This window comes from Mycobacterium sp. 360MFTsu5.1, assembly GCF_000383495.1.
GTDB lineage: Bacteria > Actinomycetota > Actinomycetes > Mycobacteriales > Mycobacteriaceae > Mycobacterium > Mycobacterium mucogenicum_B.
Window position 1 is genome coordinate 1 of record NZ_KB911463.1, and the last position, 24,150, is coordinate 24,150.

The window sequence follows — 24,150 nt, forward strand, 5'->3', positions numbered from 1 at the left end:
AATTCTCACGCGTTTGTCGAGATGCATTTACGGCCCCTGATCCCAGCGGTACGGAATGGTCAGCGGATTACCCGGGTTGTTCGGCCCGCCGGCGGTGCACGGACTGGGGAACTGGCCGATGGTGCGGCCCCACTGCAGTTCCAGCTCGGTCAGGTCGCACTCCCAGCGGGTACCGGTGAAGAACGCCTGATCGATGCGGCTGAGGGTGAGGTCGACGATCGCGGTGAGGTTCGCGTAGTCGCCGCGCTGCCACTTCTCGATGGTGTCGCTCGGGAACGGCACCGTGGGAATGAAGCTCAATGCCCGCGTCATGGCCGGCCCGGCGTTGGCGAGCTGTTCGAGCGTCGGTCCCAGATCACGTAATTCCTTGATGACGTTCTGTTTTGACCGGTCCACGGTGTCGGTGGCGAGCGCCGCGAACTTGCTCAGCTTGTCGGCGGCCTTGACCAGGTTCTCCCGTTCACCATTGAGCACCGCGAGCGCTTCGGGGATGGTGTCGACGGCCCGGTCCAGCACCGGCTGGCTGGCGGCCAGCTTGCCGACGACGACGTTCAGGCTCTCGGATGCCGCGATGATGTCAGGGGTCTGATCCTTGACGTTCGCGGTGAACGTGTCGAGCTGTTTGATGAGGCTGCGCAGGTCTTCGGCACGGCCGTGGAACGCCGTGCTGAAGGCTTCGGTGATGTCCTGGACGTTGCCGATGCCGCCGCCGTTGAGCACCATCGACACCGCGGACAGCGTCTGCTCGACCGATGGGAAGCTGCCGCTGTTCGCCAGCGGGATGACCGAGCCCTGGTGCAGCTGTCCTTGCGGCCGGCCATCGTTGGGTGGCCCGAGCTCGATGTGCAGCGTGCCCAGGAGGCTGGTGAGGCCGAGCTTGATCGTCGAGTTCGCCGGCGCATTCACATCGCCGTTGAGGCGCATCGTGACCAGGGCGTGCCAGCCCTGTCGCTCGATCTTGGTGACGGTGCCGACGGTGACGTCGGAGACCCGGACCCGCGAATTCTCCTGCAGGTTGGTGACATCGGGCATCTGTGCCTGGATTTCGAACGCCCCGGGTCCGCCACCCTCGGTGCCGGGTAGCGGCAGGCTGTTGGCGCCGCGCCAGTCCGCGCAGCCCGCCGACGCGAGTAGCGCCACCGTTGCCGCGGTCGACACGGCCGTGGCCTTTAGACGGGTTCTCACGAGCCACCTCCTGCCGGCGGCGTCATCATTCCGGCGAGCCCGGCGTTGGCGTCGGTGGTCACGGTCTGCGGAGCTGGTGCATCCGCGGAGGCGGCCTGCTGGGCAGTCGGCGGCTGGGGTGCGGCGGCCGCCTGCTGCGCCACAGGTGCCGCCGGACGTGACGGTGGCACGTAGTCGGGCCGCATCCAATCCTCGCTGTAGGTCACCTCATTGGGCCGGGCCTGGGTGCCGACGAACAGGTTCTCGCCCAGCGGTAGGAAGTTGTACTGCCGGTTCTTGACGATGGGCGCCAGGTACTGTGCGCACAGCTTCGAGGACTGGTCAGCGCCGAGGCGCGACGCGGCCTGGATGGCGCCGCAGATGAAGCTGACCGGGTTGGCGAAGTTGTTGGCCGCGAGGATGCCGGTCAGTGAACCGACCGCGGGCTCGTAGATGTTGTTCAGGTCCGCTACCGAATTGGGTGCCACGTGGAGCACCTGCTTGATGTCGTCGAGGCTGCCGACGATCGCGGTGCTGACCGAGGCCAGCTTGTCCGACGCGGTCCCAACGGCTTCCTTGTTGTCCGCGACGAACGAGCGCAGGTCGTCGGCGACCGCACTCATGTTGCGCAGCGCCTGACCGACCTTGTTGGGGTCGTCGGCGACCAGTCCGGTCACCTCGGCCAGGTTGGTGTTGAGCCGTTCCAGCAGGCCGGTGCTGTCCTGCAGCGCCGACACCAGGATCGAGAGGTTCTTGAACGTCGAGAACAGGTCGTTGCTGTGGTCACCGAGGATCGAGACCGCCTGTGACAGACGGATCACCGATTCCCGGATGCTGGCGCCCTGTCCCCGCAGGTTGTCAGCGGCGGTGTTGATGAAGCCGCCGAGAGTGCTGACCCCGCCGGGCTGATCAGGCTTGAGCAGATCGGCGACCCGCTGGAGCTGGGTGCGGACCTGGTCCCACTCCACCGGCACTGCCGTCCGATCGAGCGGGATCACCGCGCCGCCACGCAGCGCCGGCCCGCCTCGGTAGGGCGGGATCAGCTGAATTGCCCTGCCGGTCACCAACTGTGGTGACAGGATCACGGCCTTGGCGTCGGCCGGCACCTTGTACTTGTCGTCGATCCAGAAGGTGACCTTGACTTTTTCGGGTCCCGGTTCGATCTTGTCGACCTTGCCGACGGGCACGCCTTGGATCAGGACGTCGTCACCGCTGAACAGCTGATTGGTGTTCTGGAAGTAGCCCACCACCTCGTTGCGCGATGCCCGCTGGAACGCGTTCACCCCGACGACACCGGCGGCGGCTAGGACGGCCACCACCACCGCGATCACCAGGAGCAGGCGTGCCTTCTTTGACAGCTTGCTCATGGCTGTCCTTCGGGCATCGGTGCCGGTACGTGGGCGGGGCCTGACGCCTTCAGTGGCGGGGTCTTCACTGGTTCCGGGGTGGCGCTCTGGCCGGGGGCGAGCGTCTGCGGCGCGACGACACCGGCACCTCCGATGCCAGCCGTCACAGCAATCGCCAGCGGGAGACCCGCTCTGGGCAGCGTGGTCATGGCTGTCCTCCTGGCGTCGGTACTTCAACGGGGTCCGACACGTGCAGTGGCGGGGTCTTGGGTGGTTCCGGCATTGCGGTCTGTTCGGGTGCGAGCGCCGGCGGTCCGGGTGGCGGGCCGCCGGGTGGCGGCGCCGGTTCCGCCTCGCGGAGGGGGTAGCAGCCCGGCCCGGGCAACGGAATTCCCGGTGGGCCACACGCGGTATCGCCGGGCTTGCCGCTGATCGCATCCGGGATGGTCATGCGTGGGTCGCCGGCCTGACCGGTGCGCGGGAACGGTACCGGCAGCGGTGGTGTTCCCGGCTGACCGACCTGCGGATCCTGAAGCTGCGACGGCAGTTTCGTGTTCGGATCCACCCCGAGGTCCGAGAACGCGGCATCGACGAAAGGCTGCACGAACTGACCCGGCAACAGGTTCACGATGTACGCCTTGAAGAACGGGCCCGAACTCACCGCATCGCCGAGCGCCAACGCGTACTGGCTGAGGCCCTTGACGGCCTGCTGCAGCCGATCTTTGCGATTGTCGAGCATCGCCACGACGCCGTTGAGCTTGTCCAGCGCCGGCCGCAGCTGCGCCTTGTTCTCCGCGATCAGTCCCTTCAGCTGCTGTGAGACCGCCGACAGGCTGCTCCACAGCCGGCTCACCGCGGCGCTCTGCGAACGCAGTTGCACCAGAAGCGCATTGGTGTTCTTGACCAGGCTCACCACCTGGTCGCTGCGCTTGGCCAGCACCATCGTCGCCTTGGACGCGTTGTCGAGCAGGCTGCGCAGTTGCGCGTCCCGGTCGTTCAGGGTCTTGGAGAACCGCGCGATGCCGTTCACCGCGTCCCGCAGATCCGGGGCGGTGTTCGCGAACGCTTCCGAGACCGTGGCGAGCGAGTCCGACAGCTGGTGGGTGTCGAGCCCGCTGATCGCGTTGGTCACGTCCCCGAGGGCGTCCGGCAGCTGGTACGCCGATACCGTGCGCTCCAAGGGGATCGTGCCCTTGAGGTCACCGTCTCCCTTGGGGACGACTTCCAGCATCTTGCTGCCCAGCAGGCCTTTGGTCTTGATCGCGGCCTCGGTGCGTTCGCCGAGATGGACGTTGTCGTCGACGGTGAACGTGATCAGCACGCGCGGGCCGTCGAGGTCGATGCTCGCGACCCGACCCGCCGGGAAACCTGAGATGTCCACGGGCGCACCGGTGTGCAGGCCACTGGCGTCCTCGAAGTACCCGGAGTACGTGCTCGTCCCGCTGACGAACGGAATCTTCTGGAACAGGAGCGCCACGGTGGCGACCACCACCACGGCGCCGATACCGATGGCGCCAAGGGCGAAATGGCTTCGCTCGGCAAAAGGTTTCATCTGGGTGTGCACCGCCCCGTGCTCTGTCCGGCCACCTTCACGTAAACCGGTTGTCCCCCTTTGCCGTTGAGCTTGAGCACCGCGTCGCAGAGATAGAAGCTGAAGAAGTCGCCGTAGATCCCCTGTCGAGACAGTGCTTTGTACTTGTCCGGCAACGTGTTGAGGAAGTTGTCGAAATAGTCATGGTCGGCCAGCACGATCCCTGCCGTCCGGTCCACCTCGTGCACCGTCTTGGCCAACGGCGGCCGGGCCTCGGTCAGCAGGCCGTCGATCAAATTCGCCGCGGCATCGGTGTACGCCACCGCGTTCGAGACGTCGGTCTTGCGTTGTGCCAGCCGGCCGACCAACTCCGACAGGGAGACCACGGCTTTGTCGAGCTTGTCGCTCTTACCGCCGAAAGACGTCAGCACCGTGTTGAGGTTGGTGACGACCTGCCCGATCAGCTGATCGCGGTCGGCCAGCGTGTTGGTGACCACCGCGGCCTGCGCGAGGAACGACCCGATCGACGGCCCCTGCCCCTGCAGCGCCTGGATCAGCTGCCCACTCAGATCGTTGATCTTGTCGGGACTCAGGGCCGAGAACAACGGACGGAAACCACCGATGACGGCATCGAGATCCAGTGCGGGCTGCGTGCGGTCGACGGGGATGGTGTCCCCCGGATTCAGCTTCTTGGTGCCGCCGGCACCTTCCTCCAAGGCCAGGAACCGGTCACCGACGACGTTGTCGTACCGGATCACCGCGCGGCTGCCCTCGGTCAGCACGACGGAACTGTCCGCGGTGAACTCGACCGTCACCGTCGAATCGCGGTTGATCGAGACGTTCTTGACCTGCCCGACCTCGACACCCGCGATGCGAACATGACTGTCCTTCTTCATGTTCGAGACGTTGACGAAGCGCGCGAAGTAGGTGTGCCCCTCGTCGAATCGCAGGTCGGCGAAGACCGCCCAGAGGGCAACCGTGCCCAGCAGACAGACTGCAAGGAAGGCGGCGAGACGGAGCAGCGTGCCTTTGAAGTTATCCATGGCGTCCCTCCTGCCTCAGTTGTGGGTTGGTGGTCATGGTCAGTTCACGCCGGCCGATTCGGACGGCGATGCGGGTGTCACAGGCGCTTCCGCCGGCAATGGCGGCGCTTGGGCCGGCAGGGCGGGCGCCGCAGGGGCTTCGGCCGGCAGTGGCGGAGCCTGCGCGGGCACCGGAGCCGATTGCGGTTGTGCATCAGCGGGATTCGGCACGGCGGGCGGGACACCCGGCCACAGCGGGACCCCGCCGGGTCCGTATAGCGGCGCGCCATAGGGGGGCGCCCCGGGGTACGCGATCGGACCGGGAGCGGGTCCGGGTAGGCACTGACGGATGCTCGGCGCCACCGGTACCGCGCGGGTGCTCTGGAACCACTGACCCCAGCAGGGGCTGCCGATGCCCGGGTTCGGCCGGATGTCCAGCCCTGTGCCCCAACCGGTGTTGGTGATCAGTTGCCGCACCGGGAAGTTCTTGGCGACGTCGGGCAGCGAGCCACAGCCCGGTTGTCCGCCCGGGCCGCCCTTGGCCGCGATGATCGGCAGGTTGTCGGGGAACACGTACGGGTTCTTGCCGGGCAGCAGCGTCGCGTCGAGGATCAGCGAGCGGCCGTCGGCCCCGCCGAACACCCCCCACGCGCCGGAGTCGAGGAACTTCTTGTTGCCCTCCAGCCAGCACGTGTATCCCGGGCTGTACTTGAACAGCAGACTCGTCGTAGGTTCCAGCCCGTTGATGGCGTCCACGAGGTTGTTCCCGCTCGCGCCCAGCAAATCGGTTCCGGCCTCAGAGAATCCGATGACGTTCATCAGCAGACTGTCGAGGGCCGTCGCTTTGCCGGTGACCGTGGCGCTGGTGGTGCTGGCAGCATTGAGGATCTTCACGATGTTGTCGGCGGCCGCCCCGTAGGTGTCGCTGAACGCCTTCAAAGACCGCCAGTTCTGGTGAATCTTGTCTGAGCGCGAGTTGAGCGCCGTCAGCACCTGGTTGAGATCCGTTGTGGCCTGGCCCATTCGCGCCCCCTGGCCACGGACACCTTCGGCGACAGCGCTGAGCACCGAGTTCAGTTTCGCCGGGTCCACCATGTCGAGCAGGTTGACGATGTTCTCGAAGACGGTGTCGACCTCGGTCGTCGTGTGTTCGGCATGCAGCACCGCGCCGGCGGCCAGCCGGCTGCTGCTGGGCGACGCCGGATACACCAGGTCGACGAACTTGGCGCCGAACGCCGTCGTGACACTCACCTGCGCACCCACATTGGCGGGGATGTACCGCACCTGGTCCGGGTCGAGCTTCAACTGCAGGGTCGCCCCCGACTGACCCACATCGATCTGGCTGACGCGGCCCACCAGCACACCACGCACCTTGACCTTGGCGTTGGTCTCCAGCACCAGACCGGCGCGGTCAGCCATAACCGTCACCAGCACATAGGATTTGGCTGCTCCAGTGAAGGTCACCGTGGTCACCACCATGAACAGCACCACGGCAGTGATGAGGATCAGTGCCCACCATGAGTTCGAGATCCGGCGATCTCCTTTGCGCGCTTCCACCGGCTAACCCGCCATGTTGAAGTTGCCTGACTGGCCATAGATGGCCAGCGAGATGAACACGATCTCGACGGCCGCGATCACCATCGACAAGCGCACCGCACGGCCGACCGCCTCGCCGACACCGGCCGGACCGCCCGAGGCGGTGAACCCGAAGTACGTGTGTACCAACATGATCACGAACGTGATTGCGACGCACTGCACGAACGACCAGATCAGGTCATTCGGATTGAGGAACGTGTTGAAGTAGTGGTCGTACACGCCGGCGCCCTGCCCGTAGACGGTGGTGGTGCCCAGGCGCGCGGCGAAGAATGCCATCATCACGGCGACGCAGTACAGCGGGATCACCACGACCACCGCGGCCAGCACGCGCGTGGAGGCAAGGTAGGTGATGCTGCGAATGCCGATCACCTCGAGGGCATCGATCTCTTCGTTGATGCGCATGGCGCCGATCTGCGCGGTGGCGCCGGCGCCGATGGTGGCCGACAGCGCCACCGCGGTGGTCGCCGGGACGATTTGCCGGACGTTGAGGTATGCCGAGGCGAAACCGGTGAGGGCCTCGAAGCCGACGGATGAGAACTGGTTGTAGCCCTGGATCGCCACCAGGGCGCCGGTCGTCATCGTCAGGAAGCCGACGATGGCGACGGTGCCACCGACGACGACGAGCGCGCCGGTACCCAAACCCGTTGCGGCGATGAGCCGTAGCAGTTCGGCGCGGTAGTTAACGACCGCGTCGGGAATCGACCCGATGGTGTGTGAGTAGAAGGCGCCCTGCTCACCGATGCGGTTCCACCGCGAGGCCGAACTCTTGCTCAGTTTGTCGAGCCGCGGGAACCTACGGCTGGGGACGTCGACAGTCATCTCTCCCTCACGACACTGTGTACTGGATCGCGACGGCAGTCACGATGGCGTTGATGGCGAACAGGACCATGAAGGTGAACACCACGGTCTCGTTGACGGCATTGCCGACGCCCGCGGGGCCGCCGCGCACGGAAGTGCCCTTGTAGCAAGCGATCAGGCCGGCAGCCATGCCGAACAGCGTGGCCTTGATGAGCGCGACGATGATGTCGCCGGGACCGGTCAGCAGCTTCAGGCCGCCGACGAATGCGCCGGGCGAGACGTGCTGCACGGTGACGCAAAACAGGAATCCGCCGGTTACACCCACCAGGATCACCGTCGACGCCAGTGCCAGCGCCACTGTGGTCGCGGCGAGCACCCGCGGCACTACCAGCGAGCGGATGGGGTCGATGCCCATCACGCGCAGCGCGTCGAGTTCTTCACGGATGGTTCGCGCTCCGAGGTCGGCGCACATCGCCGTCGCGCCGGCCCCCGACACCACTAGCACCGTGACGATGGGGCCGATCTGGTTCACTGTGCCGATCGCGGTGCCGGTACCGGAGAAGTCGGACGCGCCGAATTCGGTGAGAAGAACGTTGAAATTGAATGTCAACAATATCGAGAATGGCATGGTCAGGAGGAGCGCCGGCAGGACGGATACGCGCGCGACGAACCAGGTCTGCCTCACATATTCGTGCCAGGCAAATGGCCGTTGGAACATTTGCACAAAGGTGTCGAACGTCATGGCGAAGAAGCCGCCCAGAGAACTGACCGGCCGCCCTGCGGCTCTCAGAATCGTCACCGTTTGCCCCGTGCACAAACAGCGGGTTGGCGTCGGGCCATAACCGCCTCTGGGACGTCGGGGCTCGGCACCCCTACGGTGCAGCCACGGCGGACACCTGGGGCCACCGCCGCCCGCATGCACCGAGCGGCGGTACCGGCAGACCCGGCGCCCACCACCCGCCTGTCGCCCAGGACGAAAGCTGCCCAGGTGCGAGACTTCGCCAGCACCTCAACGATGATGCTGCCGCAGTACGGCCCGGTTGCCGCTGCCGTGGTCACACAGATCACTCCTTCGTCCTTGGTGATGCACGTCATTGCTGCCCGCTACTGCGATGTGCATCACTGTCCTGTCAATCTTGACTTATCAGTTAGTATTCTGCAAGGGTCGATGTTGACATAGCTAGAAACCGCACGTCAGAGCGCTGAAATTGCCGACGTGCGCGTCGTCGACGTCGACACGACCGCGTTCGGAGCGGGCGGTCAGCGTCGCGGTGCCCGAAGGCACAATGTGTCGCATTGCGGCCAGAGCCGACGGTGAGGCCCCCGCAGACGCAGACGCCAACCCGCGCCGTTCCCGATGCGCTCGCCTCGACATCGGACCGGTACTCGAATCGACGAGTTCAATCGAGCTGTCCGAAGGACCGTGGGCAGCAGAGTCGTTTTCATCAAGGTCTATGCCCGAGGAGCCACCACTACACGGATGTTCCCGTTTACCGCTTGATCGGCTACAGCTCGCACCTCGATCACTGGGTGACGTCTGGCATCACCGGGGAGGTTGCGGGGATCCAAGCGAAGAGAAATCCGGGCATGGCCGTGATTGCGAAACCTCCAGTGACCGCGGCAGTGCGCAATGGGCACACGCGGCCGCAGCGCTGGACGTCGGAGGCTGACCTCAGCGGAGTCGTCGTGCGTCGGCCCAAGTGGGAAGCAGTACAGCGCGAGTCGCACGGCGTATGGCCTAATCTGAGGGATACATGTCGTTGACGACAAACGGCCGACGACTGATGCTGGATTTATGCGATCCGTTGTCATCGTGGTTATCCCGGGGTGCAGGCTCTGGACGTCGTGGGCCCCTTCGAAGCGTTCACCACCGCGGCGCGGTTTCTGAATGACGAGGGTGACACGTCGGAGGGGGTACCACGTCGTCTTGGCATCCCCGACAGGCGCCGCAGTCCCCACCGGAACCGGTCTGACATTCGCCACGGAACCGCTGCCCGACCCGAGCACGGTCGACACCGTGGTGCTGGCGGCCCGAGCCGCCATGAGCACCCGGCACTTCACCCGTGTGTTCACCGACGAATTGGGCGAGGCTCGATTACAGGCAGCGAACTCAATCCGGAGGAATATCACCAGTGACAGAACAATCGGCGCGCATACGAATGGCGATGCTGCTGTATCCGAACTTCACCACACTGGACCTCATTGGGCCTCAACAGGTTCTGGCGGGACTGCCAAACACGACCGTCGACCTGGTAGCCGACACCCGACAGCCTGTCACCAGCGACACCAACGTCGTGATCACGCCCGACAAAGGCTTCGACGAATGCGAGCCGGACTACGACGTGCTCTTGGTTCCCGGCGGAGTCGGCACTCATCTGCTCGTCGAGGACGCTCGTGTGCTGTCGTTCGTGCGCAGGATCGCCCACGGAGCGAAGTACATCACCAGCGTCTGCACCGGATCTCTAATCCTCGGGGCCGCGGGGCTGTTGTCGGGTTACCGAGCCGCTTCGCACTGGGCTTTTCGGGATCTCCTGAGCATGTATGGCGCCATCCCCGACGATGGACGAGTCGTGGTCGACCGCAACCGGATCACAGGCGGTGGCGTGACGGCCGGCGTCGACTTCGGCCTACAGCTGGCGGCGACAGTGGCGGGAGAGCAGGCAGCGAAGTTGCGTCAACTCGTCATGGAATACGACCCACATCCACCGTTCGACTGTGGAGCACCCCACCGAGCCGACGCCGAGGTTCTGGCCCTAGCCAGACAACAACTCGCCCCGGGGATCGACTCCATGCGGCTGACCGCCCAACTACTCCCAACCGACGCGGCTACCAACACGGTGGCGAATCGATGACAGGCAGGCTCGCAGGAAAAACTGCATTGATCACCGGCGGTAGCAGCGGAATCGGTTTGGCGACGGCTCGCCTCTTCGCCGAGGAGGGCGCACGGGTCGCAGTGACCGGTCGCGATGATGAGCGGCTCGGCAGACTGAGGACCGAACTCGGTGAGACGTCGATGGTGATCAAGGCCGACGTCACGTCCATCGCGGATATGCGCGCCACAGCCGCCCGCCTAACGGCGCCGTCGTCGTTTCGGGGATTGGACGTGTTGTTCCTCAACGCCGGAATTGCCTATCCCACAACGCTTTCAGATACCGATGAATCTACTTATGACCAACTGATGGACACCAACGTCAAAGGCGTGTTCTTTTCCATGCAGGCCCTCGCGCCGATCTTGAACGTCGGTGCGGCGGTCGTCCTCAGCACCTCCTTCCTCAACGAGGTCGGTCGCCCGGGGTTGTCATTGCTCTCGGCGTCAAAAGCCGCCGTGCGGTCTTTCGCCCGCACCTGGTCAGCTGAACTGCTCGATCGCCGGATACGGGTCAATGCCGTCTCGCCCGGCGGGATCGACACCCCTCTGCAAAGCCGGGGCCGCACCCCCGAGCAGGCGCAAGCAGTGCGCGACGATCTCGCGTCGCGCACCCCAGCAGGTCGCATCGGCACGCCCGATGACATCGCGAGGGCGGCCCTGTTCCTCGCCAGTGACGATTCGAGTTTCGTGCTCGGTGCCGAGATGGTCGTCGACGGCGGCATCTCCCAACTGTGACCGCGGAAAGGCAGTTCGTCACGGTCGATGTGTTCACCGACCGAATGTTCGCAGGCGATCCGCTCGCGGTGATCCTCGGCGCGCGGGGATTGACGCCCGAGCAGATGCAAGCCGCTGTACACGAATTCAACTACGTCGAGTCGACGTTTCGTGCTGCCGCCCGGCGACCGCGATCACACCCTCGGCCGCGTATCTTCACGTCCGTTCGCGAAGTGCCCTTCGCCGGGTCACCTTCGAACAGGCCGCCGGCTTGGTCCCGATCGACGTCACCTAGTGCGCCGATCAGCCTGTCGGCGCACTACTGACGTGTCCACAAGTACTGACTCGAGGCGCCACGCTGGAGTCCCCGGGCCCCGACACGGCCCACAGCCAACGATCAGTGCGTCGGAAGGCGCTGCAGCCGCGAGCTTTCCGCTGACTTACTTTTCTGACACTGTTCGCTGCCGAGACCGGAACAATGTTTCGCAGGTGCCGACTTTGGGTCGCTCTCGCACCTCAGTGAAACCTCCCGCGCGCTTCTCGGCGTCTCCACCACAGCAGCACTGGCCACAGGGGCGCGGCTACTCGTCGACGAACTGTCGCACTCCTCGTGAAACGAGACCCCCGCACTTGAAGGTGACCTTTGCCGGTTTGTCGGAAAGATGTGGGTGCAGAACTATTCAGGTCACGGGAGTGAGTTTCAGGACCGGAACACCAACTGCGGGTGCAAGGCGATTTTGCACCTCTACTACGGCCGGCAACGGGCGCCATTGAATGGTCATTGAATTCACCTTGCCCTCCTCGTTGACAGTCATAACATCGACACCCTCGACGTCTGCTGTGCCCACGGTGAGCTTGAGTAGCGCCGCAAATTTATTTCGGCCCCAGAGAACCTCACCCGGCACGAATTGGTCCACCACGTTGAGCAGATGAGTAATTACCCCCACAGCTCGCTCGCGCCCCACAAACGGGTCGGCGAATATTGGGCTCTTGAGAACGATGTCCTCCGAAAGGCTTTCGGCGACCTTCTGCATATCCCCGGCATGCATGCCGTCGAGCAATGTGGCGATCCCTGCCGGAATTTCCTTGTTTCCCATTTTGTCTCCTTCTCTTGTTTGGACCTGATCGTCAGTGGGTGGGCGCGGTCGACCGAAGCGTCACGCTGGAGTCACCGTCATTGCGTTGGACATCCGCAGATCAGAGGAGAAGCCGCCGTCGACGGTCAAGGTGATCCCGGTGACCCATCGCGAACGCGGGCCGGCCAGATACAAGACCGCCTCGCCCACGTCCCATCCCGTCCCCTCGGTACGTAGCGGCAGCAGCGCCGCCCGCGCGACGCGGGCTTCCTCGGACAGACCCTCGGCCTGAACCATCGGCGTGTACACCGGCCCAGGGGCGATGGCGTTCACCCTGATGCCCTCGGGCCCGTGCCGGCTAGCCATCGACCGGGTCAAGCTCAAAATCGCGCCCTTGGTCGTCGCATACGCCGGCCGCGGGTGGGTCAGCGACCCCGCCAGCGAGGACACGTTGACGATGGACCCGCTGCGTGCGGTGCGCATTGCGGGAATGCAGTACTTCGACATCAACATCACCGAGGTCACGTTGACCCGAAAAAGGTTGTCCCATTCGACGGGATCGATGTCGACCACCGAATCCGCTGGGCCTACGACGCCGACGTTGTTGACCAGAATGTCAATGCGTCCCCATCTCGCCATCGTTGATTCGACGATCCAGCGGCAGCCTGCCTCGGTCGACACGTCAGCGATGACCGATAGGAATTGAGAACCGCTCTCGCGCAGCAGTTCTTCGGTTCCTGTCAGCCTGTCCTGGTGCATGTCGACCAGAACCACTTTGGCGCCCGCGCGGGCGAGCAACGCCGCGGCGGCGCGTCCGTTGCCAATGCCCTGACCTTGGGCGCCCGCACCAGTGACGATGGCGACGCGTCCGTCAAGGTCATTCCCGTTGCCGTTGCCGTTGCTCACGGTTGCTCCCTAGTTGATCGTGTCCAGCGGTGGGCAGTGCTCACGCGAGCAGCGACCGCGCCATGACCATTCGCTGAATCTGGTTGGTGCCCTCGTAGATCTGGGTGATCTTCGCGTCGCGCATGTAGCGCTCGACGGGAAAGTCGGCGGTGTAGCCGTAGCCGCCGAACAGTTGCACGGCATCGGTGGTGACCTCCATCGCGACGTCGGAGGCGAAGCACTTCGACGCCGATGCCAAAAAGCCCAAGGCGGGCTCGCCGCGCTCGGCGCGTGCGGCAGCGGTGTAGACCATGAGGCGGGCCGCCTCGATCTTCATGGCCATGTCGGCGAGCATGAACTGCACACCCTGGAAGTCGCTGATCGACTTCTTGAACTGCTTGCGTTCCTTGGTGTAGGCGATCGCGGCATCCAAGGCGCCGTGGGCGATGCCCACTGCCTGGGCGCCGATGGTGGGTCGGGTGTGTTCTAGCGTGGCCAACGCGTTCTTGAAACCGGTGCCCGGCTCACCGATGATCCGGTCGCCCGGGATGCGGCAGTTCTCGAAGTACAGCTCGGTCGTCGGGGATCCGCGCAGGCCCATCTTGCGTTCCTTGGGACCGACGGTGAATCCCTCGTCATCGGCGTGCACGGCGAACGCGGAGATGCCGTTGGCGCCCTTATCAGGGTCGGTGACCGCCATGACGGTGTACCAGGTGGCCTTGCCGCCGTTGGAGATCCAGCACTTGGCGCCGTTGAGGATCCACCCGTCGCCGTCGGCGGTGGCCCGGGTGCGCATCGCGGCGGCGTCACTGCCGGCCTCGCGTTCGGACAGTCCGTAGGCGGCCATCGCCTCCCCCGAGGCCACGGCGGGAAAGACCTGCTTGCGCAGCTCCTCGGATCCGCGCAGCACGATCCCCATGGTGCCCAGCTTGTTGGCTACCGGAATCATCGACGATGAGGCGCACACCCTGGCCACCTCCTCGATGACGATGCAGCCGGCCACCGCATCGGCCCCTTGACCGCCGTATTCCTCGGGGATGTGCACCGCCGACAGGTTCGCCGCGTTGAGCGCCGCTAGGGCTTCGTCGGGGAAACGTGCCTGTGCGTCGACGTCGGCTGCGTGGGGGGCGATCTCCCTCTCGCACAGGGCGCGAAGGACCGACCGCAGCTCGACGTGTGAGTCGGGTAGCGTGAACAAGTCGAAATCGGTCGAGCTAGGCACTGATCTGCTCCTCTGCAGGTGATGAAGCTTGATGGGCCGTCAGCTGGCGACCGATGTGTGACTTGGCAACGGCGTGCTTGTGGACCTCGTCGGGTCCGTGGGCGAAGCGCAGCCCCTGGCTGCGGGCCGCTTCGTGCAACCGGGCCAGGGTCGGGGTGCGCGACCACGCCCACGGGTCGCTCAGTGCGTCGAGGTCGGCCCGGAACCGTTGCTCGGCGGGGTGGACGTCTACGGCGAAGTCCATCAGTGATCCGTGCGCAGTGGCCACCGAGGCCACGGCGGTGGCGGCTGTGGTGCGACGGGCGTTGAACCAGCGGACGCCGGCCGCGGCGATCACCAGCAGCAGCGGCCATAGGCCGATGGCGAAAACGACGATGCCGTCGATGACGAAGTCCGCTGAAAACATGGGGTACTCCTTGAGTCGGTGAGATGTATTCAGCCCGTTGGTTTTTGACGTTGGATCAACGGGGGGAAGCTGATACAAAAACGGTACGGCGCGAGCAAATCGCGCCCGAGGTAGCACCGGCCCCAGGGGCGGTCGGCGCACCACCCCGGCGTGCTCCCCGTCGGTCACGCGGTAGGTCAGGTTGGACTTTCCGCCGGCGAGGACCGTGGCGCTCAACGCAGCGCCGGTGTACTCCGGGACCGACGAGGTGAACCATCCGCAACCGGCCCAAGTCCAGCCCGAAAGGCAAGTCGGTGTGGAGGTCACGGCTCACAGGTCACCACCGGCGAGTGTCGCGCCACCGTCGATGACCAGGGTTTGCCCGGTGATCCATCCGGCGTCCTTCGACAGCAGGAATGCCACCGCACCACTGACGTCGTCGGGAGTTCCCAACCGCTGCAACGGGTATCGGCTGGCCAGTTCCGATTCCCTGTCCTCATAGACGGCGGCAGCGAACCCGGTCTTGACCACCGCGGGCGCCACCGCGTTGACCCGTGTCCGGGGCGCCAACTCGTAGGCCAACTGTCTGGTCAAATGAATCAGCATCGCCTTGCTGGCGCCGTAGAAACCGGTCCCGGTGGACGCAGACAGGCCGGCGATCGACGCAACGTTGACCACCGCGCCGCGATGCTTGGCCATCCACCGGGCGTGCACACGTCGGGTCCACGCCAGTGCCGCAAGGCAATTCACCTCCACGGTATGCCGCGCGGCACCCAGGTCCAGGTCGCCCAAAGGACCGTAGACGGGGTTGATGCCGGTGCTGTTGACCAACAGATCGATGCGCCCGAAGCGCTGCATCATGGTGTCCACGACGTGCTGCTGGTGGTCGGCGTCGTGAGCGTGCCCGGCGATGCCGACGGCCTGGGCAGCTCTAAGGAGGTCCACGGACTGCTGCAGCTGGTCCTGCTTGCGGCCGGTGATGCACACCGTCGCGCCCTGCTCGACGAGCCGTTGGGCGATGGCGAAGCCCATTCCGCGGCTGGCGCCGGTCACCACCGCGACGTTGCCGGTCAGCGCGGTCATGATGTCTCCGCACCCGGCCGAAGGGTGATCTTCCCGACGCCTGGGGCACGTTGGGCGAGCATGGCGTAGCCGATGGCGGCGTCGGCCAGCGACAGCCGATCCGACACCACCACAGCCGGATCGAAGCGTCCGGCCGCGGTCAGCGCCAGCAGGGTCGGCAGTTCCCGTTGCGCCGAGCACAAACCAGCCGAGAACTGCAGTTCCTTGGTCTGCAAGGCCTGCAGGCGCAACGGGAAGGCGTCGTTTTGGCTCACGCCGATGACGCTGACCCGGCCGGCGTGGCGGGCCGCGCTGATGGCCAAGGCGATCGTCGCGTCCTGGCCGACTGCTTCGATGACGGCGTCGGCGCCTTCCCCCTTGGTGAGCTCGCGGATGTGCGCTTTGGGATCGGCGACGTCGACGGGCTCTGCCCCCGCCGCGACCGCCGCGGCGCGGCGATGCTCGACGGGTTCAACGACCAGGACCCTGGCCGCGCCTTGGAGGAACGCCGATTGCACGGCCAGCTGACCGACCGGTCCGGCCCCGATGACAGCCACGGTGTCACCGGGGGCCACGCCCGCGCGGCGGGCTCCGTACCATGCAGTGGGCGCGTTGTCGGTCAGCGCGAGCGCCGCGTCGTCGGACACCTCGGGCGCGACGGTGAACAGGTTGCGGTCGGCGTGGGGCACGGCAACGAATTCGGCTTGGCTGCCGGGCAACCGGTGGCTCATCCCGTAGCAGTACTCCTTCCACGGCTGGCGTCGGTGCTCGCAGGCGGTGACGTGGCCCGCGGCGCACGTTTGGCACAGCACGCACCCGACCGACGCGGCGATCAGCACGCGGTCGCCGATCGCGAATCGCGAGACGTGCGAACCGATGTCGACGACGACGCCAACCGCTTCGTGACCGAGGGTGTACCCGAGGTCGCCGCTGAACCCGTGGCCTTCGAAGATGTGCAGGTCGCTGCCGCAGATGCCTGCGGCAGCGACTTGCACCACCGCCCCGAGATGATCCGGAGCAGTGGGATCGGGAACCTCGGTCACCTCGACGGTGCCCGGCCCCTGGTAGGTGGCCGCACGCACTCAGGCGTCCTCACCGAAGGTGACCGCGAATCGCACGGTGGAGGACTCCAGCCGGATGGGCTTGACCGAGGCGTATTCCTCGCTGTCCCACCACTTCCGGAACTCCGCGTCATCCGGGAACTCCAGCAGGATCACACTGGTGGCATCGAAGTCGCCCTCTTGGGGCTTGACGTCGTCGGTGACGGCGTGCACTTTGACGTCGAGCCCACTGATGATCTTGTAGTTGACCTTCGAGTAGTCCGCGTACCGCTGAGGGTCGTGCTTGTCGACCACGGCCAGGAAGTAGCACGACATCAGGAGACCTGGACTTCAATGTTGGCGCTGATGAGGTCCCCGGTGTTCGGGTCGGCCCGCTCCACGAGGTCGATGCCCTCTCGCGGCTGGCACCACTGGCCCAGTTCGGCCAGCCGCTGCCCGGCCTGGGTGCGCCGCACCGCGTATCCGTCCTCCACCGGCCACGACCGCCGCTCGGCGCGGATGGCGTCACGGCGGGCGCTGGTGGCCTCCGCGTGGAGTTCACCACCGTCGGTGACGACCACGCCGTAGGCGGCCGACGCGGCGGCCCGGTCGATTTTGCCCGACCGTAGATCGGCCACGACGTCATCTACGCTGCGCTGCAACGGATCTCCATAGCCCGCTCCGCCGCCGGAACGCATCCGCATGACATCTCCAGGCATGACGGCGAAACCGAACTGTTTGCCTTGAAGCAATTGCGGGGCGGCGTCGAAGTCGTCGACCGAGCGCGGGATTCTGCCGGCGGCCAGCGCCTGGTCGGCGCCTGCGCCGGCCACCAGTGTGAAGCCGCTCGTCGATCCGGGGTAGCCGCCGTTGGGTCCGGTGGGCGGCACCTGCCAGCACGGGGTCATGACGTGCTGCTGACCGCCGGTGGTGTACCAGGGGGTCCACGCCAGGTCCAGACCGTTGCCGCCGCGGTGTTCGCCCGGGCCGCCGGAGTTCCGGTGCAACGTGCGCCACAGGTAGAGGATCGGGTAGGCGAGTTCGTTGATCTCGATGTCGGGCAGGCTGTTGGAGGGTTGGGCCAACGCTCCGGCGACGTCCATGCCGTCAGCGACAGGCTGGGCGCCGCCACCGCCGCTGCCTCCGTTCATGTCCGGGAACGGCACCAGTTCGCCGTCCTCATTAGGTGCGTAGAAGAAGCCCGCGTTCCACGAGTCCTGCCACTGGGCCATCAGGTGCTCGCGTACGAATTTGCTGTCGCTGCGGCTCTGGATGGCCGCGAGCATCCGGGTGACGAGCCGGCCCAGTCGCAAACCGGTTTCCAGGTGCCCACCCGAGACCGGGGCGGGCATCTGGACGTCGCAGATGGTGCCGGGCTTGGTGATCACCTGAATGGGTCGCAATGTGCCCTGGTTGATGGGCAGATCTGGGAACAGCATGAACAGTGCCGGGCTGAACGCGCATCCCAGGGTGATCGCGGCCGAGCAGTTGACGAAGCCGTCGGTCTGGGGGGCGGACTCACTGAAGTCCATGGTGAGGGTGCCGTCCTCGACGGTCATCGTGCACCGGATGGGGTAGATGTCGTTGGTGTGGCCGTTATGTTCCTCGTAGTCCACGTCCGTGTAGACCCCGTTGGGTAGCTCGGCGATCCGGTTGCGGACCGCCTTCTCGGCCAGGTCCTTCGCGACCTCGACGTAGCGTTTGAACGCCGCGGTGCCATAGTCGTCGATGAGGACCTGCAGTCGGTCGTCGCAGCGGTTGCAGGCCGCGATGAAGCACCGGATGTCGTTCATCACCACGTCGGGCACCCGGATGTTGGTCTCGATGATCCGCCAGATGTCGGCCACGGGGCGGCCCTGGTCGACGATCTTGACTCCGGGAAGGCGCAGCGCCTCGCCGTAGGTCTCGGTGGCCATCGGGGCCATGCTGCCGGGAGCGAAACCGCCGAAGTCGTTGACATGGGCCTCGGCCCAGCACCACGCAACGAGTTCGTCGCGATAGAAGATCGGCCGCACCACCCCGACGTCGACCTGATGGGCATTGCCGGTGGTAAACGGGTCGTTGCAGATGAACAGATCACCGGGCCGGATTTGATCCCGTGGCACGGTGGCCAGGATGTGCTTGACGGCCTGGCGGGCGGTGCCCATGTAGATGGTGATGTAGCCGGCGTAGCAGATGATGTCCCCGTCGGCGTCGGCGATGAACGTCGAGAAGTCGACCGCCTCAGCGATGACAGGGCTGCCCGAGGCGCGCATCATCACCACGCCCATCTCGTGGGCGACGTTCTCCAGTGCCTTGGAGAAGATCTCGATGGTCACCGGATCCACCGGTGCTGCCGCCAGTGGGGTCGTGGGGTCCATGGTTTGAGTGGTCATTACGCCTTCTCCTCGATGTGTTCTGCGGTGCGGTCGGTGAGGATGAAGTTGCCCCACTCGTCGATGCGGGCATCCCAGCCCGACGGGATTTGCAGTGTGGTCAGCGGATGCTCCAGGATCGCGGGGCCCTGGATCTGGTGACCGGCCTTGGCGGCGCGGGTGTCGTAGACCCCTACCTCGGTTTCCTCGCCAAGTAGCGGAAGGAACACTCGACGGCTTCCCGTAGCGGCCAGTCGCTGCTCGGATTCCGGAACCAGTTGCGCCGGTGTCGGTTCCAGGGCGGCCACCCGGCCGGTGGCGGTGACGCGGACGGCGACCAGCACCACCGGGCTGCCGACCCAGGCGCTACCGGACCCGTATTCGGCTTCATACAGCGTGCCGTAGCGGTCCTGGGCGTCGGTTAGATCGGCCTCGCTCAGGTCGCGCTTGCGCGGCAGGGACACCGGCAGTTCCCACTGTTGGCCGGCGTATTTGAATTCGCCCTCCCACACCACGTCGATGGCGTCGTCGGCGTACCCCGCCGCGCGCAGGGTGGCGACCAGTTCGTCGTCGAGTTGACCCAGTGTCGCGGCGATGGCACTGGAGTCACCGCCGACCCACAGCGCCGATCGCGACCGGGTGCGGACGTCGTCGGTGTTGAGCAGGCCGGTGGCGGAGAACACCGCCGCGTCGGCGGGGATGATGACCTGACAGATCCCGACCTCGCGGGCGATGTCGGCGGCGAAAATGCCTAGCGCACCACCGTAGGCGACCATGCTGAATGCGCGCGGGTCGTGCCCACGTTCGACGGTCACCGTGCGCACCGCGTTGCTCATGTTGGCCGTGACCATGCGGTAGACCGCTGCGGCAGCGTGCACGGCGTCCACATCGAGGGGCTTTCCAATCTGGCGTTCCATGGCTTCGCGTGCTGGTTGCAGCGCCAGCTCCCGGCGACCACCCAGGAAGGCGCTGGGTTCGAGCAAGCCCAGCACCGCGGAGGCGTCGGTGACCGTCGGCACCACACCGCCCTTGCCGTAGCACACTGGGCCGGGCTCTGCGCCGGCACTGTGCGGTCCGACCTGGGGGATTCCGCGGGCGTCGACCCAGGCGATGCTGCCGCCGCCCGCACCGATGGGCAGCACGTCAATCTTGGGCAGCGCGGTGAGGAACTGGTCGCGCAACATGACCCGCTGGGTCACCAGCGGTTTGTTGCCCTGCAACACCGACACGTCGAAGGAAGTGCCGCCCATGTCGGCGGTGACGACGTTCTTGATGCCCAGCCGCTTGGCCAGTGTCTGGGCCCCGATGACCCCGCCGGCGGGTCCGCTGTCGACCAGGGTGATCGGTCGTTCGCGGGCTTCATCCGCGGTTAACGTTCCGCCGAAGCCCTGCATGAAGCCGATGGGGACGCGCAGACCGCGCGCACCGAGTTCGCGTTCGATGCGGCCGGTGTACTCGGCGACGCGGATGCCGGTGAAGGCGTTGAGCACCGTGGTCATCGTGCGCTCGTATTCACGGATCATCGGGTGCAGGCGCGAGGAGACGCTGACGAACAGCTCCGGGGCTTCCTCGACGACTGCCGCGGCGAGTCGCTCTTCGTGCTCGGGGTTGGCGAAGCTCCACAGCAGGGAGATGGCGATGGCCTCAACATCCATGTCGACCAGTCGCCGCACCGCGGCACGGGCATCGTCGTCGGTGAGGGGGACCACGACCGATCCCTTGCGGTCGATACGCTCGGTGACCTCGATGACCCGTTCGCGGGGAACGATCTGCGGGATGTTGAGCTGACGGTGATGGTCACGGTCGGCGCTGCGTGCTGACCGCGCGATCAGCAGGTTGTCCCCAAAGCCTTGGGTGGTGATCAGTCCGACGCGGGCACCTTTGAGCTCGGCGATCGAATTGGTCACCGCCGTGGTCCCGTTGACGAATCGGGTGGTGTCGGGCAGCACCTCATCGAGCGGTTTGCCGATGCGCTGAGCCAAGTTCTCCAGCGCGGCGATCAGTCCGACGCTGAGGTCGTGCGGGGTGGTATCGGACTTATCGGAGTAGACCGCACCCCGGCTGTCCACCGCGGTCACGTCAGTGAACGTCCCGCCGATGTCACAGCCGATCTGGTACTGAACGTGCTCGGTCATCGTTATTTCCTGTCTTCTCGAATAATGCTTGGGCACAGCGGATTTGCTGCACCATGCGACCTGTTGGGTCGCCTCACGTGGGTCATGCGCTGACCGCGTCGCGGCCGATGACGCCGCGGGCGATGATCATCTTCTGGATGTGCGCCGTGCCGTCGCCGATCTGATATCCGGAGACGTCCCGCAGCATTGCTTGCAGCGGCATCTCGTTGGACCAGCCGACCTGCCCGTGTAGCACCACTGATTCCTGGATCGCGTTGAAGGCGACCTTGGGTGCCCACCACTTGAGCATCGCCGCCTCCTTGGTGTGGGGCTGGCCCGCGGCTCGTAGCCCCAACGTGTGATAGGCCAACGTCCGCACGGCGGTGAGATAGGTGGTGTGTTCTGCGATGGCGAAGGACACGCCTTGATGAGCGGCCAGGGGTTTGCCGAACGTGCGGCGGTCCCTGGCGTAAGCGGTGGCCATGTCCAGGGCCCGCTGCGCGCTGCCCACGCACAACAATCCGATCAGGGTTCGGCTCAGATCGAATTCGGCCATGATGGCGGCGAATCCGGCGCCGGGTGTACTGATCACGTGGTCGTCGGCGACGAACACGTCGTCCATGGTGACCGAACCGCGACCAAGCGGTTTGAACCCGGGATCGTCGAAGCTCTGCGAGGACACTCCGCCGGCGCTCATATCGACGAGGAAGCAACCAATTCCCTTGGTGCCCTTGGCCGCATCGGTCTGGGCGAGCACGACGGCGATGTTGGCGTGAGGCGCCTGGGTCACCGAGGTCTTCTCACCGGTGAGGCGCCACCCGCCGTCGACCGGGACGGCCTTGGTGCTCATGGCGCCGGCGTCGGACCCCGCGCCGGGTTCGGTGACCGCCCAGCATCCCAACGCATCACCGCTGCCCACCGCATTCGCCCACGCGGCGACTGCAGGCGAAGGGTGCTCGGCCAACAGTGTCACCAAGCTGTTGGTACTGAACAGGATGTAGCCCATGTTCGGGTCGGCGTAGGCGATCTCCTCGCACGCCAAACCCACGGCGAGCAGGTCGGCTCCTTGGCCACCGAGTTCCTCCGACAAAGACAGGGTCGTCAGGTTGGCCTGGGCGAGCTGCTTGAGTTCGGCGTAGGGGAATTCGGTGCTGTTGGCGCGCGGCAGGTAGGTGTCGAGAAACTCGCGGCGGGCGAGCTTGCGGACCTCCTGCTGGAAGGCGAGATGGTCCTCGTCGAGGGTGAACGGGGTGGTCGACACAGAGTTGTCCTTTGCTACGAGAATGAAAGGTGTTGCGTTTCAGTTGACTTGGCGGCCCTGGTGGGCCCAGTGCGCGGCGCGCAGCGACTTCTTGTCGACTTTGCCGACCGCCGTCATCGGTAGGTCGGGGACGACCTCGAGTCGCTTCGGTGTCTGATGGGGCCCCTTGCGGGCACGCACCGAGGCCGTCAGTTCGGCGACGTCGATGGTGGCCCCTGGGCGGGCTACGACGAAGGCAGCGATTGCCTCGCCCCACTTGTCGTCGGGTACGCCGATCACCGCGACGGCGGAGACGTCTTCGTGCGCTGCGATGACGTCTTCGACTTCCTTGGCAAAGACGTTGAAGCCGCCGGTGACGATCATGTCCTTCTTCCTGTCGACGAGGTAGAAGAAGCCGTCGTCGTCGGTTCTGGCCATGTCCCCGGTGTGCAGCCAGCCGTCACGCAGGGCGTCGGCGGTTTCCTCGGGTCGCTTCCAGTAGCCGTTCATGACGGTGCGAGAGCGCACGGCGATCTCGCCGACCTCCCCATCGGCGACCGGGAGCCCCGCGTCGTCGAGGAGTTGGACCGAAACACCGGGCACGGGACGACCGCAGGAGGCCAGCAGTTCCGGTCGACCGATGGGGTCGTGTTCGTCCTTGCGCAAACTGGTAGTCATGCCCACGCACTCGGTTTGTCCGTAGACCTGCATGACGATGGGCCCGAAGACGTCTTGGGTCTCCTTGATACGGCTCGCCGACATCGGCGCCGCCCCGTAGACCAAGGTCTCCAACGAGGAGGTGTCCACCGCGGTGGGATCGGTCTTGTCGAGCAGGGTGTAGAGCATCGTCGGCACGAGGAACGTGTAGTTGATGCGTTCGGCAGCGATGGCGTGCAGCCAGGCCTGCGGATCGAATCCCTGCTGCAGCACCACCGTTCCGCCGCGCACCAGGGTGGGCAGCAACGGTAGGACGGCGGCGTGGGTGATAGGCGATGACGCCAGGTAGCGAGGCGTCTCCGGTAGCCCCCACGCCGCGGTGAGGCTCTGAACCTCTTGAACCAGGGCGCGGTGAGACAACATGGCGCCCTTGGGCCGGCCGGTCGTGCCGCCGGTGTACTGCAGCCAGCCGACCTCTTCCTCGTCGACGGCCAAGGCCCGCAATCGACCGGGGTCGGCGGCGGCGGTGAGGTCGAGCAGGTTCGGAAGACCATCGCAGGTGCCGATAGTTAGAACATGGCGGACCGAGGCCGCCTTCTCGGCGATGACCGCCGCGGTGTCGGCGAACTTGGGATGCACGACCAGCAGTTCGATTTCAGCGTCGTCGCACAGGAAGACGTGATCGTCAACAGAGCCCATCGGATGCAGGCCGCTGTAGCGGGCGCCGGAAAGGAACGTCGCGGCTTGGGTCATGAAGACTTCCGGGGCGTTGGGGCTGAGAACCCCGACGCCGCATCCGCGGCGTATCCCGAGGTCGTGCATGACCCGCAGGATGCGCGCGGTGATGTCGGCGGTCTCGGCATACGTCACGCGCCGGTCGCCCAGGACGAAGGCTTCCCGGGTGGGGTACCGAGTCAGCGCCTCGACGATCAGGCTGCCGTAATTCGGCCCGATAGCCGCTGACGTGCTCACAGTTCACTCCTTTGTGTGGGTGACGCAGGACATCACACCCTCATCGGTGTGATGCGCATCTCCGTCAAATCCAATCTTGACTTATCAGTTAGTATTCTGCAAG

At 65.6% G+C, this 24,150-nt stretch carries 22 protein-coding genes; 3 read left to right on the forward strand and 19 right to left on the reverse strand.

The annotated features are described in order from the left end of the window. Positions 1-27: 27 nt before the first annotated feature. The 8 genes from H289_RS0103540 to H289_RS0103575 are packed head-to-tail and all read right to left on the reverse strand — an operon-like array spanning position 28 to position 8,199. Entirely contained in the window at positions 28-1,185 is a 1,158-nt protein-coding gene (locus H289_RS0103540) for an MCE family protein (protein WP_051128385.1), read from the reverse strand. Continuing rightward, positions 1,182-2,531 carry an MCE family protein gene (locus H289_RS0103545; protein ID WP_020099374.1) on the reverse strand — a complete coding sequence of 450 codons (1,350 nt, stop codon included), beginning with the start codon at positions 2,529-2,531 and terminating at the stop codon, positions 1,182-1,184. The genes H289_RS0103540 and H289_RS0103545 overlap by 4 nt, the downstream gene beginning before the upstream one ends. Then, positions 2,528-2,719, reverse strand: coding sequence for a hypothetical protein (locus tag H289_RS32790; RefSeq protein ID WP_155944011.1), 192 nt, complete (start codon positions 2,717-2,719; stop codon positions 2,528-2,530). Before H289_RS32790 ends, H289_RS0103545 begins: the two co-directional genes overlap by 4 nt. Then, positions 2,716-4,062: an MCE family protein gene (locus H289_RS0103555; protein WP_036420163.1), complete on the reverse strand. Its 1,347-nt coding sequence runs from the start codon at positions 4,060-4,062 to the stop codon at positions 2,716-2,718. The genes H289_RS32790 and H289_RS0103555 overlap by 4 nt, the downstream gene beginning before the upstream one ends. After that, positions 4,059-5,084 (reverse strand): MCE family protein, encoded by a 1,026-nt coding sequence (locus H289_RS0103560; RefSeq protein ID WP_020099376.1) that lies wholly within the window; start codon positions 5,082-5,084, stop codon positions 4,059-4,061. The genes H289_RS0103555 and H289_RS0103560 overlap by 4 nt, the downstream gene beginning before the upstream one ends. A gap of 39 nt (positions 5,085-5,123) precedes the next feature. Next, on the reverse strand, positions 5,124-6,620 hold the full coding sequence (locus tag H289_RS0103565) for an MCE family protein (protein ID WP_020099377.1): 1,497 nt from the start codon (positions 6,618-6,620) through the stop codon (positions 5,124-5,126). A 3-nt stretch (positions 6,621-6,623) separates the two neighbouring features. Beyond that, on the reverse strand, positions 6,624-7,478 hold the full coding sequence (locus H289_RS0103570; RefSeq protein WP_020099378.1) for an ABC transporter permease: 855 nt from the start codon (positions 7,476-7,478) through the stop codon (positions 6,624-6,626). 7 nt (positions 7,479-7,485) lie between these two features. Next, on the reverse strand, positions 7,486-8,199 hold the full coding sequence (locus tag H289_RS0103575) for an MlaE family ABC transporter permease (RefSeq protein ID WP_020099379.1): 714 nt from the start codon (positions 8,197-8,199) through the stop codon (positions 7,486-7,488). A gap of 1,390 nt (positions 8,200-9,589) precedes the next feature. On the opposite strand from H289_RS0103575, the gene H289_RS29610 reads away from it, so the two are divergent. The 3 genes from H289_RS29610 to H289_RS33965 are packed head-to-tail and all read left to right on the forward strand — an operon-like array spanning position 9,590 to position 11,366. Beyond that, positions 9,590-10,309 carry a DJ-1/PfpI family protein gene (locus H289_RS29610; protein ID WP_155944012.1) on the forward strand — a complete coding sequence of 240 codons (720 nt, stop codon included), beginning with the start codon at positions 9,590-9,592 and terminating at the stop codon, positions 10,307-10,309. After that, complete coding sequence (locus tag H289_RS0103590; protein ID WP_036420102.1) at positions 10,306-11,061, forward strand: SDR family oxidoreductase; 756 nt, start codon at positions 10,306-10,308, stop codon at positions 11,059-11,061. The genes H289_RS29610 and H289_RS0103590 overlap by 4 nt, the downstream gene beginning before the upstream one ends. Positions 11,062-11,090: 29 nt before the next feature. Next, on the forward strand, positions 11,091-11,366 hold the full coding sequence (locus H289_RS33965) for a PhzF family phenazine biosynthesis protein (protein WP_353583180.1): 276 nt from the start codon (positions 11,091-11,093) through the stop codon (positions 11,364-11,366). A gap of 354 nt (positions 11,367-11,720) precedes the next feature. Here the strand turns inward: H289_RS33965 and H289_RS0103600 are convergent, their stop codons facing one another. From H289_RS0103600 to H289_RS0103650, 11 genes are all read right to left on the reverse strand, one after another. Continuing rightward, positions 11,721-12,137, reverse strand: coding sequence for a nuclear transport factor 2 family protein (locus H289_RS0103600; protein WP_020099383.1), 417 nt, complete (start codon positions 12,135-12,137; stop codon positions 11,721-11,723). Between the two features lie 60 nt (positions 12,138-12,197). Continuing rightward, positions 12,198-13,022 carry an SDR family NAD(P)-dependent oxidoreductase gene (locus tag H289_RS0103605; RefSeq protein ID WP_020099384.1) on the reverse strand — a complete coding sequence of 275 codons (825 nt, stop codon included), beginning with the start codon at positions 13,020-13,022 and terminating at the stop codon, positions 12,198-12,200. Positions 13,023-13,062: 40 nt separating this feature from the next. After that, the gene (locus H289_RS0103610) at positions 13,063-14,223 is read right to left on the reverse strand and encodes an acyl-CoA dehydrogenase family protein (protein ID WP_029104751.1); all 1,161 of its coding nucleotides are present in this window, start codon (positions 14,221-14,223) and stop codon (positions 13,063-13,065) included. Continuing rightward, on the reverse strand, positions 14,216-14,629 hold the full coding sequence (locus tag H289_RS0103615; RefSeq protein ID WP_020099386.1) for a hypothetical protein: 414 nt from the start codon (positions 14,627-14,629) through the stop codon (positions 14,216-14,218). The genes H289_RS0103610 and H289_RS0103615 overlap by 8 nt, the downstream gene beginning before the upstream one ends. A gap of 309 nt (positions 14,630-14,938) precedes the next feature. After that, positions 14,939-15,691 (reverse strand): SDR family oxidoreductase, encoded by a 753-nt coding sequence (locus H289_RS0103620; protein WP_020099387.1) that lies wholly within the window; start codon positions 15,689-15,691, stop codon positions 14,939-14,941. After that, the gene (locus tag H289_RS0103625) at positions 15,688-16,752 is read right to left on the reverse strand and encodes a zinc-binding dehydrogenase (protein ID WP_020099388.1); all 1,065 of its coding nucleotides are present in this window, start codon (positions 16,750-16,752) and stop codon (positions 15,688-15,690) included. Before H289_RS0103625 ends, H289_RS0103620 begins: the two co-directional genes overlap by 4 nt. After that, positions 16,753-17,046: a DUF1330 domain-containing protein gene (locus H289_RS29615; RefSeq protein ID WP_020099389.1), complete on the reverse strand. Its 294-nt coding sequence runs from the start codon at positions 17,044-17,046 to the stop codon at positions 16,753-16,755. Beyond that, positions 17,046-19,085 (reverse strand): hydantoinase B/oxoprolinase family protein, encoded by a 2,040-nt coding sequence (locus H289_RS29620; RefSeq protein WP_020099390.1) that lies wholly within the window; start codon positions 19,083-19,085, stop codon positions 17,046-17,048. Before H289_RS29620 ends, H289_RS29615 begins: the two co-directional genes overlap by 1 nt. Next, positions 19,085-21,199 carry a hydantoinase/oxoprolinase family protein gene (locus tag H289_RS0103640; RefSeq protein WP_020099391.1) on the reverse strand — a complete coding sequence of 705 codons (2,115 nt, stop codon included), beginning with the start codon at positions 21,197-21,199 and terminating at the stop codon, positions 19,085-19,087. The genes H289_RS29620 and H289_RS0103640 overlap by 1 nt, the downstream gene beginning before the upstream one ends. Positions 21,200-21,281: 82 nt before the next feature. Then, a complete protein-coding gene (locus H289_RS0103645; protein WP_020099392.1) occupies positions 21,282-22,439 on the reverse strand; it encodes an acyl-CoA dehydrogenase family protein in 1,158 nt (385 codons plus the stop codon). 39 nt (positions 22,440-22,478) lie between these two features. Continuing rightward, the gene (locus tag H289_RS0103650; RefSeq protein ID WP_020099393.1) at positions 22,479-24,047 is read right to left on the reverse strand and encodes an AMP-binding protein; all 1,569 of its coding nucleotides are present in this window, start codon (positions 24,045-24,047) and stop codon (positions 22,479-22,481) included. Between the last annotated feature and the right edge of the window lie 103 nt (positions 24,048-24,150).